Origin of the sequence: Marinobacter sp. Arc7-DN-1 (assembly GCF_003441595.1) — a bacterium.
GTDB classification, from domain to species: Bacteria; Pseudomonadota; Gammaproteobacteria; order Pseudomonadales; family Oleiphilaceae; genus Marinobacter; species Marinobacter metalliresistant.
On the sequence record NZ_CP031848.1, the window covers coordinates 955,767 to 970,087 of the forward strand.

13 protein-coding genes, 2 tRNA genes and 1 pseudogene are annotated in these 14,321 nt (G+C 56.7%); 6 read left to right on the plus strand and 10 right to left on the minus strand.

The genetic code is table 11. The features are described 5' to 3' along the window. Positions 1-108: 108 nt before the first annotated feature. From D0851_RS04415 to gltX, 3 genes are all read right to left on the minus strand, one after another. A tRNA-Glu gene (locus D0851_RS04415) sits at positions 109-184 on the minus strand. Between the two features lie 7 nt (positions 185-191). Then, positions 192-267, minus strand: a tRNA-Ala gene (locus D0851_RS04420). A 115-nt stretch (positions 268-382) separates the two neighbouring features. Further along, positions 383-1,864 (minus strand): glutamate--tRNA ligase, encoded by a 1,482-nt coding sequence (gene gltX / locus D0851_RS04425; RefSeq protein ID WP_117617534.1) that lies wholly within the window; start codon positions 1,862-1,864, stop codon positions 383-385. 207 nt (positions 1,865-2,071) lie between these two features. On the opposite strand from gltX, the gene D0851_RS04430 reads away from it, so the two are divergent. Beyond that, complete coding sequence (locus tag D0851_RS04430; RefSeq protein WP_117617535.1) at positions 2,072-2,989, plus strand: zinc ABC transporter substrate-binding protein; 918 nt, start codon at positions 2,072-2,074, stop codon at positions 2,987-2,989. Here D0851_RS04430 and D0851_RS04435 read toward each other — a convergent pair. The 3 genes and pseudogenes from D0851_RS04435 to D0851_RS04445 form a co-directional block, all read right to left on the minus strand. Further along, positions 2,966-3,880, minus strand: a complete 915-nt coding sequence (locus tag D0851_RS04435; RefSeq protein WP_117617536.1) for an AEC family transporter — start codon at positions 3,878-3,880, stop codon at positions 2,966-2,968. The genes D0851_RS04430 and D0851_RS04435 overlap by 24 nt on opposite strands. 362 nt (positions 3,881-4,242) lie before the next feature. Beyond that, a pseudogene (locus D0851_RS20460) lies at positions 4,243-4,524 on the minus strand (addiction module antidote protein); the annotation flags it as partial. Positions 4,525-4,557: 33 nt separating this feature from the next. Beyond that, positions 4,558-4,863, minus strand: coding sequence for a type II toxin-antitoxin system RelE/ParE family toxin (locus D0851_RS04445; protein ID WP_117620280.1), 306 nt, complete (start codon positions 4,861-4,863; stop codon positions 4,558-4,560). Between the two features lie 820 nt (positions 4,864-5,683). On the opposite strand from D0851_RS04445, the gene dusA reads away from it, so the two are divergent. The 5 genes from dusA to D0851_RS04475 all read left to right on the plus strand — a co-directional run bounded on the left by dusA (position 5,684) and on the right by D0851_RS04475 (position 10,287). After that, entirely contained in the window at positions 5,684-6,742 is a 1,059-nt protein-coding gene (gene dusA / locus D0851_RS04455) for a tRNA dihydrouridine(20/20a) synthase DusA (RefSeq protein ID WP_227539443.1), read from the plus strand. A 127-nt stretch (positions 6,743-6,869) separates the two neighbouring features. Next, positions 6,870-7,835 (plus strand): transaldolase, encoded by a 966-nt coding sequence (gene tal / locus D0851_RS04460; protein WP_117617539.1) that lies wholly within the window; start codon positions 6,870-6,872, stop codon positions 7,833-7,835. A gap of 42 nt (positions 7,836-7,877) precedes the next feature. Then, complete coding sequence (locus D0851_RS04465; RefSeq protein ID WP_117617540.1) at positions 7,878-8,327, plus strand: TerB family tellurite resistance protein; 450 nt, start codon at positions 7,878-7,880, stop codon at positions 8,325-8,327. Positions 8,328-8,338: 11 nt separating this feature from the next. Further along, positions 8,339-9,466: a 3-deoxy-7-phosphoheptulonate synthase gene (locus D0851_RS04470; RefSeq protein WP_117617541.1), complete on the plus strand. Its 1,128-nt coding sequence runs from the start codon at positions 8,339-8,341 to the stop codon at positions 9,464-9,466. Next, a complete protein-coding gene (locus D0851_RS04475; protein WP_117617542.1) occupies positions 9,463-10,287 on the plus strand; it encodes a glycerophosphodiester phosphodiesterase in 825 nt (274 codons plus the stop codon). Before D0851_RS04470 ends, D0851_RS04475 begins: the two co-directional genes overlap by 4 nt. Positions 10,288-10,294: 7 nt before the next feature. Here the strand turns inward: D0851_RS04475 and sthA are convergent, their stop codons facing one another. The 4 genes from sthA to nqrF all read right to left on the minus strand — a co-directional run bounded on the left by sthA (position 10,295) and on the right by nqrF (position 14,298). Beyond that, positions 10,295-11,686 carry a Si-specific NAD(P)(+) transhydrogenase gene (gene sthA, locus D0851_RS04480; protein ID WP_117617543.1) on the minus strand — a complete coding sequence of 464 codons (1,392 nt, stop codon included), beginning with the start codon at positions 11,684-11,686 and terminating at the stop codon, positions 10,295-10,297. A gap of 64 nt (positions 11,687-11,750) precedes the next feature. Then, positions 11,751-11,999, minus strand: coding sequence for a (Na+)-NQR maturation NqrM (gene nqrM / locus D0851_RS04485; RefSeq protein ID WP_117617544.1), 249 nt, complete (start codon positions 11,997-11,999; stop codon positions 11,751-11,753). 13 nt (positions 12,000-12,012) lie between these two features. Next, positions 12,013-13,062, minus strand: a complete 1,050-nt coding sequence (locus tag D0851_RS04490; RefSeq protein WP_117617545.1) for an FAD:protein FMN transferase — start codon at positions 13,060-13,062, stop codon at positions 12,013-12,015. Positions 13,063-13,071: 9 nt separating this feature from the next. Continuing rightward, positions 13,072-14,298 (minus strand): NADH:ubiquinone reductase (Na(+)-transporting) subunit F, encoded by a 1,227-nt coding sequence (gene nqrF / locus D0851_RS04495; RefSeq protein WP_117617546.1) that lies wholly within the window; start codon positions 14,296-14,298, stop codon positions 13,072-13,074. Positions 14,299-14,321: the final 23 nt, after the last annotated feature.

Sequence of the window (14,321 nt, forward strand, 5' to 3'; positions counted from 1 at the left end):
AACTTCATCTGACCCCGTTTTCATCTGACCCCGAATTCAGGCACAAAAAAACCGCCCGAAGGCGGTTTTTTTGATGGCTTTCCGGTGGACTAAACCGTCAAGCCGTATTGGCGTCCCCTAGGGGGTTCGAACCCCTGTTGCCGCCGTGAAAGGGCGGAGTCCTAGGCCACTAGACGAAGGGGACTGGAAATTGGTGGAGCCAAGCGGGATCGAACCGCTGACCTCAACACTGCCAGTGTTGCGCTCTCCCAGCTGAGCTATGGCCCCTCAACGGCTGCGTATATTAAGGATCCGCCCTATGGGCGTCAACCTTTTGCACATACTTTTTTCAGTTTTCTGAACATCCCTGTTCAGGCCGTCTATTAATTCACCAAAGCGGTTATCAAATACCCAGTGCGGCGTATTCTTTTTCCACTTTCCTGGTTTCTTTCTTGGAAAAACCGCCCATCACCTCCAGCGCGTGCCGCAGTCGTGAACGGGTCATGTCCGGGCCAAGGAGGGCCATGGAGTCCATCACTGACCAGGAGTTGGGTGTGCCGGCAATGGCCACGAAGATGGAGAACATGAAGTCGCCCATTTTCAGGTCCATGGCTTTGGCCAGGGCCTTGATGTCAGCAAAGATGGTGTCTTTGCTCCAGTGGCGCTGGGCTTCAAGCTTCCACAGGCTGAACTGCAGGACGCGCTTGATCTGGGCCTCTTCGAGCTTGTTGTGGGCGAAGTCTTCCGGCTTGAGGTTGAGCGTGCCGGAGAACATGAACTGGGCCATGGGCGCCACATCAGAGAACACCTCTGCCCTGCCCTTGATATGAGGCACCAGGGCGCTCAGAGCGTCTTCGTTGAACCACCACTGGCGCATGCGCTCCATGAACTGCTCTTCGGTCAGCTCATCCCGCAGCCATTGGCCGTTGAGCCAGCGAAGTTTTTCCACATCGAAGACCGGGCCACCCAGGGAAACACGCTGGATGTCGAAGTTCTCGATCATTTCGTCCAGCGTGAACTTTTCCCGCTCGTCAGGCATGGACCAGCCCATGCGCCCAAGGTAGTTGGTAACCGCTTCCGGCAGAAAACCCATGCGCTCGTAGAAATTGATACTGGTCGGGTTCTTGCGCTTGGAGAGCTTGCTCTTGTCCGGGTTGCGCAGCAGCGGCAGGTGGCAAAGCACCGGCATGTCCCAGCCAAAGTACTGGTACAACAATTTGTGCTTCGGCGCAGAGTTGATCCACTCCTCGCCCCGCAGAACGTGGGTAATTTCCATCAGATGGTCGTCGACCACGTTTGCCAGGTGGTAGGTTGGCATGCCATCAGATTTGAGCAGGATCTGGCAATCTACCTGGGCCCAGTCGATTTCAATGGTGCCGCGGAGCATGTCGTCGATCTCGCAGATACCCTCGTCGGGCACTTTCATGCGAATCACGTGTGGCTCGCCGGCATCCAGGCGGCGCTTTACCTCTTCTTCCGACAGCTCCAGGTTACCCTTGATTCCGGGGTTCAGGCCCTGGGCCTTGCGTTCTTCCCGGATGGCATCCAGTTCTTCCGGGGTACGGAAGCAGTAAAAGGCATGGCCGGCGGTGACCAGGTCCTCGGCGTACTGGCGGTAGGAATGCTTGCGCTCGGACTGCCGGTAAGGACCGTGGGGGCCACCCACATCGGGACCTTCGTCCCAGTTGAGCCCCAGCCAGCGCAGGGCCTTGAGGATGTCCTGCTCCGACTCCGCCGTGCTTCTGGCCTGGTCGGTATCTTCAATACGGAGGATGAACTGGCCACCGTGCTGGCGGGCGAAACACAGGTTGAACAGAGCCACGTAGGCGGTACCAACGTGTGGATCACCGGTGGGTGACGGAGCAATTCGGGTACGTACTGTCATGAAACCTTCCTGAAAAAGTCGGTGGCCGTTTGATAAATCCGGCATTATACCGGCCCTCAACAGGTTTCGCATGATCGGGGCGTTTCCGAGGCCAGATAAATCCCGGCATTGGCACCTTATTTTGCGACAATCACCACTTTTGCGACAAAAACCAAATATCTGTTATATTATAACGTTACATATTCAATCGCAGGATCCGAAACACCCATGCGCGCTCCCGGAAAAGCACTTTCACTGGCACTCGGTGCCAGCACCCTCCTTGTAAGCGACCTTCTGCATGCCGAAACCCGTATTGTTACCTCCATCAAGCCTGTCGAGCTGATCGTCCGCGCCATTGCCACGGAAGACATGCAGACAACCAGTCTGGTTCCAGCGGGCTCAAGCCCCCACAACTACACCATGAAACCTTCCCAGCGGCGCGCCCTGGAAAATGCCGACGTAATTTTCTGGGTGGGACCGGAGATGGAAAACTTTCTGTACCGGCTTCTGTCGGGACAAGAGTTCAGCAGCCGCACCGTGACACTGATGGCAGGCGAGCACGAGCCCGACAACGCCGGGCAAAACGATCATGATGCTCACGGCCACGATCATGGCAATGGTGAAGACCCGCACACCTGGCTTGATCCCGAGCTGGCCATCGAAATGGCTGAGACCATTCGCGACGCACTGGTCCGACTGGAAGGCGTCAACATTCCGGCCATGGATCAGAACTTCGAGCAGTTCCAGGCCAGTGTTCGGGAAACTGAGAGCGCCATTCGTGCCCGGCTGGCGCCAGCGCACGACATCAGCCTGTTCTCCTACCACAGTGCCTTCACCCGATTTGCTGATCACTACGACCTGAAACTGGAAGGTGTTCTGACACTGAACCCGGAGCTCTCACCGGGCGCACGTCATATTGCCGAGGTTCAGGGCAAACTGCGCAAAGGCCACCACCCTTGCCTGCTGACCGAGCCCCAGTTTAATCAGCAATGGTGGAAATCGATCACGCAAAATCTGGATGTCACATTCAGTACCTGGGATCCACTGGCGACGGAGATCATGGTCACTGCGGATGGCTATAACGATTTTCAGCACAGCATGGCCGATGCCGTGCTCAAATGCCTACCAGAGAATACTCAGCATTAAAGGGATGGAAGCGATGGCCAGCAGGGTCTGGCCACTGATGATAGCCGCCATCAGTGGGGCATCGCCTCCCAACTGGCGAGCCAGGATATAAGCAGATGTGGCAGTCGGCAGGGCCGCCAGCAAAACAGCAACTTGCACCATCAGTCCGTCGAGGCCCAGCAACAGCGCCAGCCCGGCAGTCATCAGGGGAAAAGCCACCAGCTTCAGAACGGAGGAGACGATGAAAGGCAGTGACGCTCCGCGCAACGCCTTCAATTGAAGACCCGCGCCGACCGTCATCAACCCCATGGGCAAAGCCAGATTACTGAGTGGCTCAAGTATGCCGCCGATCAGGGGATGGAAACCAATTTCGAAAAAGCTCCAGACAACACCGGTAACCGAGCCAACAATCAACGGATTGGTGCCAATGGCCCGGAACACCGGCCCAAGCCGTACCGGCCCGTCCGTCGCCACCAGAGAAAACATCAGGATGCATAGGAGGTTGAGCAGCGGCACCATGACGGCAACCGCTATTGCGGTCAACGACAACCCCTCATCGCCCAGCAACATGCCCCCGGCAGCCAGGCCAACGTAGGAGTTGAACCGGATGGCACCCTGGTAAACGGATGAAAACACCGGACCACTCCAGCGCCAGAACCATTGCACCATCGCCAGAACCAGGGTCATCGCTAACAGCATGGACCCGATCAGAACCGCTATTTCGCCGTAGGCCGAGGCTGGCAAGCGTGCCTGCCCCAGCTTGAAAACCAGCATCGCCGGGAACAGTACGTAATAGGTAAAGCGCTCCGCCTGGGGCCAGAAATCGCCACCCGGAAAATCAATACGCCGGAACAGATGCCCGAACATGATCAGGACAAATACCGGCAGCAGAGCCTGTACCATCAGGGGCATACGCGCAAACTCCAAGACCTGAAGAGGACGGGCGTAGAACCGCCCGTTATTAGCAAGCCATGGAGGATAGCAAAAGCCTGCCGCATCGTCCTGTCGCGGCCATGCAAAGCGCAGGCACCCCGGAAAAAACTGCGCTGATCTGGCTCCAGGCAAAATGACAACTGCCGACAGGCCCGGCTCCAACGAGTCACATCTTCAAGTTGCCATCGGGTACCTTGTGAGCCAGGCGCGCGCTGCTCGCCAGGGGGCTAAGCGTGTTTCAGTTTGTTTCTAGCGCCGCGCTTGGCCACACCGGCCTTCAATCCACGACGCCCATAATGAGTATAAGTAGCAGTGGCAGTTCTGGTTACTCGTGGCTCAGCCGGCTCAGCTCGCAGGTTTACTCCGAGGCCTTTCAAAATGCGATTGATCGTATCGAATCGCGGCTTCGCTCCAGGGGTCAGAGCCTTGTAGAGAGACTCCCTGCCAAGTCCTGTATCTTCGGCGAGCTTGGTCATACCCCGCGCCCTGGCAACTTCTCCCAGAGCTTCCAGAAGTTCATCCATATCACCATCTGCCAGGATCTCCGACAGGTAGGCAACAATTACCTCATCATCATCCAGGTATTCAGCTGCATCGAATGGGCGAACACCGTATTTTTCCATTGCTTCCTGATTAACAGTCATTTTCACCACCTCTCACGGCTTTTTTCCGTGAATATCAGCGGCCATTTCCTTGGCCCTTGCTATATCTTTTTCCTGCGTGGACTTGTCTCCACCGACCAACAGCCAATAAACCTTGTCCTTCACCATCGTGTAATAGAGACGGTACCCCGGACCGTTAAAAAGGCGCATCTCCGAGACGTCATCTCCAACAGGCTCATGGTCTCCAAAGTTGCCCTTACGCGCTCTTTTTATTCGGCGAATCACGCTCGCCTTTCCAATCGGGTCCCTCAGCTTGGACAACCAACTGGCGAATTCTTCCGTTTCGTTCAGTTCGTTCATGATCAAAGTGTATCCAACTGAATACAGAAAAACAATTCAGGAATAGTCCGGGATAGTACGCAAGCCTGCATTACCAATACACCGCTCCAGCTCGAAAAGGACCGCCAAAGATGAAAGCGACCCTAATCCGCAGAATCCTGGAACCCTGCAAGCTATGGACATGCGTCAGCCGGCGCCGGAATTAAAGCAAATGGACCTGGAAGAACAGGGCGAGGTGCTGGAGCTCCCTGAGAAGCGCGGGAAGTCTATCGAGACAATCAGCCTGCGGGAGCTTTCGCTGATCATTCAGTACCACCAGAAACAGAAGCCGATTGAGTCTTTCAAGATGCAAGGGGGTCAGAGTTCACATTTCACAATGTTTTTACAGTTGGTCGCTCTGGCTATCGACAGGAGCCGGGCGCCACTTCCACCCATCATATTTGTCGTGTGGCTCATGCTGACTCAGGTGGGTATACCTCTGCAGAGAAGACCAGGTGGCATGCTCACTCACTCCTGCCACACTCGAAATATCCCACCCTCGCTCAAAACAACCAGCTTATGCACTCATGCCTGAGATCATTGAAGTGCGGGTCTGGGATGCCCAGTAACTTGCACCAATCGGTGAACCGGGCACTGATGGACTTTGAGTTGAAGGGAAAGATCCGCTCATCCAGTCGCCAATAGTGACACCGCGATGACGAACCTTATCGATGGCCCCGGGCTCCTGGAGCTCCAACTCACGGCTCACGGCGGCTTGCCCAATCTTTCGCCAAAGCCTTACGGTCAAAGGTGCGGCTTTCGCGATATACTACCTTCCAAAATGGTGAAAAACGGGCAATAAATGGTCTATATTAGTGACGCAGAAAAGGCAGGAAATTCAGCGGTAAGCAGCGGTAACACTGGCGATGGGCCGTCTCGGAAGTTTTGCGTAGCACCAATGATGGACTGGACCACCAGCCACTATCGCTACCTGGCGCGGCAGCTTAGCCGGCACACCCTGCTCTACACCGAGATGGTAACCACCGGGGCGTTGATCCATGGCGATACCGCACGCTTCCTCCGCCACGACGAAGCCGAATACCCGCTGGCGTTGCAGCTGGGTGGCAGTGATGCCGGTGAGCTGGCGCACTGTGCGAGGCTTGCAGAACAGTATGGATTTGATGAGGTAAACCTGAATGTTGGCTGCCCCAGCGACCGGGTGCAGAACAACATGATCGGCGCCTGCCTGATGGGGCACCCGGACAAGGTGGCTGAAGGCGTCCGCGCCATGATTGAGGCAACGGATCTGCCGGTTACCGTGAAACACCGGATCGGGATCGATGGCCGGGAATCCTGGGACGATCTGTGTGAATTCGTGGAAAAGGTGGCCGCTGCCGGCTGCCGGACCTTTATCGTGCATGCCCGCATTGCCATTCTGGAGGGCCTCAGTCCGAAGGAGAACCGGGATATACCGCCGCTCAAATACGACTGGGTATACCGCCTGAAGGCCAAATACCCGCACCTGGAAATGATCATTAACGGCGGCATCAAGACCTTCGACGAGTGCCACGGACACCTCCGGCACACCGACGGCGTAATGCTCGGCCGGGAGGCCTATCATAACCCCTGGCTGCTCGCCGGCGTTGACCCGGAGTTCTTCGGACAGGCCGCGCCCGTAGAAACGCGCCACCAGGCGCTGCGGGCAACGCTCCCGTTCATTCAGAGCGAGCTGGACCGGGGCGTGTTCCTCACCCACATGTCCAGGCATCTTCTCGGCCTGTTCCACGGCCAGCCCGGCGGACGGCGGTTCCGGCGCTACATCAGCGAGAATGCCCACAAACCCGGCGCTGGCCTGGAAGTCATCGAGACCGCCCTGGAAAAGGTGAGGGAGCCGGTCAGTCCGGAGATTGCCGAAGCTTAATTGCTCTCAGTACACCCCATACCATTTGTTGTCTTGTTCCTGTCAGAGCGGCCCGTTATTGTAGGCATATAGCCAGCGCCCGGGATTCGGGCACATCAATAACAAATCAACCGGGACAACAGGACGAATGACCAGCAAGCTCGACCAACTGAAAACCATGACCACCGTAGTGGCAGACACCGGCGACATCGACGCAATCGCCAAATGGCGGCCGGAAGATGCCACCACAAACCCGTCGCTTCTGCTTAAGGCGGCCGCCTCCGAGGCCTATCGCCCGATGCTGGACAAGGCAATAGCCGAAGCCCGCCGCCACGGAGGATCAGATGCCGAGCAACTGACCATGGCGACGGATATGCTGGCCGTGTTTGCCGGCCGGGAAATCCTGAACCTGATTCCTGGCGTGGTTTCCACCGAAGTCGATGCACGGCTTTCGTTTGACACCAAGGGGACTCTGGAACGGGCCCGCCGCCTGGTCGAGCTTTACGACAAGCAGGGTGTGGATGCCAGCCGTGTGCTGGTCAAGGTTGCGTCTACCTGGGAAGGTATCCGAGCCGCCGAGCAACTGGAGAAGGAAGGCATACATTGCAACCTTACGCTCCTGTTCTCCTTTATCCAGGCTGCCGCCTGCGCCCAGGCCGGGGCATTCCTGATCTCGCCCTTCGTTGGGCGAATTCTGGATTGGCACCTGGCCAACAGTGGCCGCGACAGCTATCCGGCCGCCGAAGATCCAGGCGTGCTTTCAGTAACCCGGATCTATAATTACTACAAGGCCAACGGCTTCAACACCGTGGTAATGGGGGCCAGCTTCCGCAACACTGGTGAAATCGAGATGCTCGCCGGCTGCGACCGACTGACGATCAGCCCTACCCTTTTACAGGAGCTGAAAGACGACCAGGGCGGTCTGCCGCAACAACTGACGGCTGATTCGGCCAGCTCGCCGGATCGCTTTGGCACTATCGATGAAAAGCTGTTCCGCTGGGAATCCAACGAAGATGCCATGGCCACGGAAAAGCTGGCCGATGGTATTCGCCGCTTTACGGCGGACCAGATTGAACTTGAAAACCGGGTCCGGCAGCTCGCGAAAGCCGCCTGACTCCGAGCCTGACACTGAACACAGGAGTACGACTGTCCGATCATGATCGAGCGCCTGAAAAAACTGTTTGCGGGACCGGAAGCTGAAAACGAAAAGCCTGATAACCATCAGCTGGCCGTGGCAGCCACGGCGCTGATGGTGCAACTGTCCCGGGTTGATCAGCATGAAGATGAGCGGGAACTGCAGGCCATTGTCGATAGCGCGGTTAAAGCACACCAGGTCTCCCGGGCGGAAGCCGGGGAGATCCTGAAGGACGCCCTCAGCCACGCCGACGATGCCACCTCGCTTTATGAATTTACCGGTCAGATCAACGAACATCTGGATCAGGAAGGCAAACAGGCACTGCTGGAAAGCATCTGGCGCGTGGCCTTTGCGGACGGGCGCATCGACAAATACGAAGAACACCTTATTCGCCGCATGGCGGACCTGCTGCACCTTAACCATCGGGAATACATGCAGGCGCGGCACCGCGCGGAAGGGGCCGGTTCATAAAAGGAGACAGCATGTTAGCCATCCTTCACCCCAACACAGCTCTGGACAGTGAAGAATACCACCAGACAATGCATTACCTTGAGAATCTTCCGGGTGTTACCGTGCGGGTTCACGAGGTTCAGGGCGCCACCCAGCGGCTGACGGAAATCTATCTGCTGGGCGACACCAAACCCCTGAACAAGGAAGAAATCGAGGCACTTCCGGCGGTTGAGCGGGCCATTCGCATATCGGAGGATTACCGCATTCTCGGCCGTCACCGGGACGACCGGCGACAGAGCGGTTTCACCTACAATGGTGTGGAATTCAATCAGACCAACCTGAACATCTTCGCCGGTTTGTGTGCTGTAGATGTACCCGAGCACGTCGACATGATGATGAAGGCTCTGGAGGAAAGTGGCGAAGTCTGCACCCGGATGGGCGCCTACAAGCCGCGCACCAACCCCTATTCGTTCCAGGGGCATGGCAAGGGCTGCCTGCCCTGGGTGTTTGAGAAAGCCGGCAAACATGGCATCAAGGTGATCGCCATGGAGATCACCCACGAAAGCCATATTGAAGAAATCGACACCTGCCTGGAAAAACTCGGCCGGCCCACCGGTGTCATGCTGCAAGTAGGCACCCGGAACACCCAGAACTTCGAGCTGCTGAAGGCCATTGGCCGGCAGAGCACCTACCCCGTGCTGCTAAAGCGTGGTTTTGGCATCACCCTGAATGAATCCCTGAACGCCGCTGAGTACCTGGCCAGCGAAGGCAACGCCAACGTCATCTTCTGCCTGAGGGGCATGAAAACAGAGGCCGGTCAGCCCCATCGCAACATGGTGGATTTTGCCCATGTGCCTGCAGTCAAACGCCTGACCCGCATGCCGGTGTGCGTGGATCCTTCCCATTCGGTCGGGACCCGTGAGCAATCGCCGGATGGCATTCTCGATGTCATGCACGCGACAGCCCAGGGCGTTATCGCGGGCGCCAACATGGTGCTGGTGGACTTCCACCCGAAACCGGAAAAAGCCCTTGTGGATGGCCCCCAGGCCCTGCTGATGCACGAATTGCCGGCTTACCTCGAAGATATCCGTCTCTGCCATGACACCTGGAAGAAACGCCAGGCCATTTATCAACGCCTGAAGGATGAAGCACCCGAATGATTGTGTACGGACACAGAGGCGCCAAAGGAGAGGCCCCGGAGAACACCCTGCCCGGCTTTGTGCACGCCTACCGCCACGGCATCCGGCACTTCGAACTGGATCTGGTACTGTCGAAGGACGGAAAGCCGGTGCTGGTGCACGACCTGTCGGTTGAACGCACCACCGGCCAGAAAGGCAGCATCAGCCAATACACCGCTGCCGAACTGGCGGCCATGGATGCAAGGCGCAATACCAGTTCATGGCCCAGGCCTACCGGTATACCGACACTGGAAGACCTTCTGGATAAGTTTGACGATCTGGAACACCTGCAACTGGAGGTCAAAAAGGACAGTCGCGCCAGGCTCAATATCCTCTGTAACCGGCTGACGGAGGTGATCCAGCGCCGGAGCCTGTATCAGACCGCCGCGATCACGTCGTCGGACACCTGGTTTCTGAAGGAAATCCGGCGGCGCAACAAAAACATCCGCATCGGTCTGGTAACAGAAAGAAAGTTCCCGCGCCCCCTGAGCATGGCCAGCCGTCTGGGATGCGAGTACCTCTGCATTAACTGGAAGCTGTGCTCAAAGGACCTTGTTGAACATGCACACCGCCGTGGCATGCACGTCTCCACCTGGACAGTGAACCGCATTCACGACATGCTGCAACTGGAAGAAATAGGGGTGGACAGCATTATTACCGACTACCCCACCAGCACCCGGATATTTTTCGATAACCGGGCCAAGGCATTGTTGAGCTTGCCTGCGAGGGAAGCGCTAAATGTGGAGCCCGAGATGAACGTGGGGTCAGATGAAAGCCTTCATCTGACCCCTGGTTCGCACTGAAGCCGAATCAGAAGATTCGGTTCAGGCCATTAAGAGCAGCAACCCGGTAAGCCTCGGCCATGGTCGGGTAGTTGAAGGTGGTGTTGATGAAGTAATTCAGGGAGTTTGCCTCCCCGTCCTGATTCATGATCGCCTGGCCGATGTGGACAATCTCGGCTGCCTGGTCCCCGAAACAGTGAATACCCAGAATCTGGCGCGTCTCGCGGTGAAACAGAATCTTCAGCATGCCCACCGCTTCAGCGGTGATCTGGGCCCGGGCCAGATCCTTAAAGAAGGCCTGCCCAACCTCATAGGGCACCTTGGCTTCAGTCAGCTCGCGCTCAGTTTTGCCTACGGAGCTGATCTCGGGAATGGTGTAAATGCCGGTTGGTACGTCCGAGACAAACCTGAAGTACTCATCCCGGACGATGTCCGAGGATGCCGAACGACCCTGATCGTAGGCGGCACTGGCCAGACTTGGCCAGCCGATCACATCCCCTGCGGCGTAGATATTTTCAACCTCGGTGCGGTAATGCTCATCAACCGCCAACTGACCGCGGCCATTCGGCACCAGGCCAATGTTTTCAAGACCTAACTTCTCGGTGTTGCCACTTCGGCCATTACACCACAGGAAAGCGTCTGCACGGATCTTTTTACCGGACTGCAGCGACAGCACAATGCCATGGTCGTCACCCACGACAGACTCATACTGCTCGTTGTGGCGCACCAGTACGCCATTATTGCGAAGGTGATAGCTCAGGGCATCGGAAATCTCGTCATCGAGAAATGACAACAGCCGACTGCCCGGGTTGATCAGATCCACTTTCACACCCAGCCCGGCGAAAATGGAGGCGTACTCCGAGCCGATAACACCAGCGCCGTATATAACCAGCGTTCGTGGCGTATGGGAGAGGTTCAGAATGGTGTCCGAGTTGTAGACCCGGTGATGACGAAAATCCACGTCCGGTGGCAGATAGGGCCGGGAGCCGGTAGCTATGATGGCCTGCTTGAAGTGCAGGGTGTCCACCGACTTGCTGCCGCGGATTTCGACCCGGTTCTGGTCAATAAAAAATGCACGACCATTAATCAGATCCACCCGGTTCCGGGCATAGAACTGGGTCCGGAGCTTGACCTGCTTGCCTATCACCTTCTGGGCATTCTGCAAAACCCTCGGGAAGGAGAACCAGCGGGGTTCACCGATATCCCGAAACATCTGGTTGGTGTTAAAGGTGATGATCTGCTTGACGGAATGACGCAGGGCCTTGGACGGAATGGTGCCCCAGTGGGTGCAGTTGCCGCCAACCGTGGGCTTGTCCTCGATGATCGCGACACGTTTACCGTGTTTCGTCGCATTCATCGCCGCGCCTTCGCCGGCCGGACCAGCGCCGATAACGACGACGTCGTAATGATGTTCTGCCATGCGCGCAGTGACTCCTTATCTACGTCGTGAAAAAATGGTTGTAATTGTTGAAAACAGAATCAGATCAATGCTTGCTGGTCCTGGTGGCGTCGTATGCCAGGGCCTCGGGCTCTTTTCCTTCATTGGCCAGTCGCTCGTTTTCTTCCTCGCATTTCCGGGTATTACCACCGCAGATATCACAGGACTGGCTGATACCCAGGGCGCCAATGCCGCCACAGGTTCCGCTGATCGGCTTGCGCCCGAAAATCACGCCAATGGACATGGCTGCAACCAGCAGCACTACAATAAACAAAACCAAAAGAAAGGTACCCATGTTGCCCTCCCCCTCATTGAGTCACGTAAGACGAAAAGGCCGGCGTCTGATGCGTCTCGAAGCCCTCATCTGTCCTTACAATAAAATAGGCCGGGATATTTTCCCTTACCGCGAGCTCATTGGCCCGCTCGTAGCCCATCACATTAAACCCCGTTGCCAGGGCGTCTGCGGTCATACAGTCCGCTGCAATCACGGTTACCGACGCCAGATTGTGCGTAATCGGCTCACCGGTCGCAGGATCTATTGTATGGGAATATCGGCGTCCTTCCGATTCGTAATAGTTCCGATAGTCACCGGATGTCGCCATGGAGCGGGATTCCAGCGACACCACCCGGTTAACCTGCCGCCCTTCAGATATCGGTTGCTCTATCGCCAGACGCCAGGTGCTGCCGTCCGGTTTTCGCCCATTGACCCGGACTTCCCCTCCGATCTCCACGAGGTAGGCCTGCACGCCCTGACTGTCGAGAAAGCGGGCCACCGCATCCACGCCATAGCCCTTGGCAATGGCAGAAAGATCCACGTATTGTGGCGTGGATGCCCGCACTGACGGCGGACTGGCTCTCAGCTCAAGCTTTTCGAAACCGGTCGCAGACAAAACCTCTGCAAGTTCCTCAGTTGAGGGTATCGTTTCCGGTTGTGCCTGCGGCCCGAACCCCCAGAGATTCACCACTGGGCCAATTGTTACATCAAAGGCTCCGTCGGTCAGTTTCGAGATTTCATCGGCCTTTTGAAGCACCTCAAAGAGCTCCTCGGAGACCGGCGTCCAGTCCGACTGGTCCGGTTGCTGATTAAACCGGGACAATTCCGAATCTTCACGCCAGGTGGACATAGAGGCATCTACCCCTTCGAGCACCCTTTCGATACCGTCTGACAGCGTCTCAAGCCTTTCCTGATCGTCCGTCAATACCACACTGATGTGGTACCTGGTGCCGAAAACGGGGCCCGATATTTCCCAGATTTGTTCTTCGGGCTCAAACGAACAACCCGCCAGAGCGACGATGGCCAGCGCTGCAAAAGCGCTGGCCAGGGCCACCCTGGCGGGTCGAAGCATGCGGAATGTCATCAGGATCGCTTAACCTCCGAAGTCATCCAGCATGATGTTTTCGTCCTCAACGCCCAGATCCTTGAGCATCTTGATAACAGATGCGTTCATAATTGGGGGCCCACACATATAGAACTCACAATCTTCCGGAGCCGGGTGGTCCTTCAGGTAGTTTTCGTACAACACGTTATGGATGAAGCCGGTCGGGCCTTCCCAGTTGTCTTCCGGCAGCGCATCTGACAGTGCAACGTGCCACTCGAAGTTATCATTTTCCTCGGCCAGCCCGTCGAAGTCTTCCACATAGAACATCTCGCGAACGCTTCGCGCACCGTACCAGAAGCTGATCTTGCGCTTGGAGTTCAGACGCTTGAGCTGATCGAAGATGTGGGAGCGCATGGGCGCCATACCGGCACCACCGCCGATGAATACCATTTCGGCGTCGGTCTTCTTGGCGAAGAACTCACCAAACGGTCCCATCACGGTGACCTTGTCACCCGGCTTCAGGTTGAATACGTAGCTGGACATGATGCCCGGCAGGTGATCGGTACCCGGAGGCGGCGTGGCGATACGGATGTTGAACTTGAGAACGCCCTTCTCTTCCGGGTAGTTCGCCATGGAATACGCGCGGATGGTGTCTTCCTTGTTAATCGCCTTGTAACGCCAGATGTTGTGCTTGTCCCAGTCTTCGTGGAACTCTTCCTCAATCTCGAAATCCTTGAAGTCGATTTCATACGGGGGGCACTCCAGCTGCACGTAACCGCCGGCACGGAAGTCTACTTCTTCCCCTTCTGGCAGCTTCAGCACCAGTTCCTTGATGAAGGTCGCCACGTTGTGGTTTGAGACGACCTCACATTCCCACTTCTTGACGCCGAAGAACTCTTCCGGCACTTCCACCTTCATATCGTGCTTGACGGGAACCTGGCAGGACAGGCGCCAACCCTCTTTCTCTTCACGGTTGGTGAAGTGAGTCTTTTCCGTCGGCAGCATGGCACCGCCGCCTTCAAACACCTTGCACTTGCACTGGGCACAGGTACCGCCTCCGCCACAGGCAGAAGACAGGAAAATTCCGTTGTTCGCCAGGGTACCGAGCAGCTTTCCGCCAGCTTCGGTCTTCAACGTGTGCTCTGGATCATCGTTGATCTCAATGGTCACATCACCGGTGCTTACCAGCCTGGACCTCGCCGCAAGAATCACCGCGACAAGGGCCAGAACGATAACGGTGAACATGACCACGCCGAGAATAATTTCTGTATTCATGGTCTCGCCTTTTTGTTAAACCG

Bases quoted from the DNA above. Each gene is read 5' to 3' on its own strand.
- gltX (WP_117617534.1), bottom strand. From the start codon at position 1,864: ATGACAGTACGTACCCGAATTGCTCCGTCACCCACCGGTGATCCACAC.
- D0851_RS04430 (WP_117617535.1), top strand. From the start codon at position 2,072: ATGCGCGCTCCCGGAAAAGCACTTTCACTGGCACTCGGTGCCAGCACC.
- D0851_RS04435 (WP_117617536.1), bottom strand. From the start codon at position 3,880: ATGCCCCTGATGGTACAGGCTCTGCTGCCGGTATTTGTCCTGATCATG.
- D0851_RS04445 (WP_117620280.1), bottom strand. From the start codon at position 4,863: ATGAACGAACTGAACGAAACGGAAGAATTCGCCAGTTGGTTGTCCAAG.
- dusA (WP_227539443.1), top strand. From the start codon at position 5,684: ATGGTCTATATTAGTGACGCAGAAAAGGCAGGAAATTCAGCGGTAAGC.
- tal (WP_117617539.1), top strand. From the start codon at position 6,870: ATGACCAGCAAGCTCGACCAACTGAAAACCATGACCACCGTAGTGGCA.
- D0851_RS04465 (WP_117617540.1), top strand. From the start codon at position 7,878: ATGATCGAGCGCCTGAAAAAACTGTTTGCGGGACCGGAAGCTGAAAAC.
- D0851_RS04470 (WP_117617541.1), top strand. From the start codon at position 8,339: ATGTTAGCCATCCTTCACCCCAACACAGCTCTGGACAGTGAAGAATAC.
- D0851_RS04475 (WP_117617542.1), top strand. From the start codon at position 9,463: ATGATTGTGTACGGACACAGAGGCGCCAAAGGAGAGGCCCCGGAGAAC.
- sthA (WP_117617543.1), bottom strand. From the start codon at position 11,686: ATGGCAGAACATCATTACGACGTCGTCGTTATCGGCGCTGGTCCGGCC.
- nqrM (WP_117617544.1), bottom strand. From the start codon at position 11,999: ATGGGTACCTTTCTTTTGGTTTTGTTTATTGTAGTGCTGCTGGTTGCA.
- D0851_RS04490 (WP_117617545.1), bottom strand. From the start codon at position 13,062: ATGACATTCCGCATGCTTCGACCCGCCAGGGTGGCCCTGGCCAGCGCT.
- nqrF (WP_117617546.1), bottom strand. From the start codon at position 14,298: ATGAATACAGAAATTATTCTCGGCGTGGTCATGTTCACCGTTATCGTT.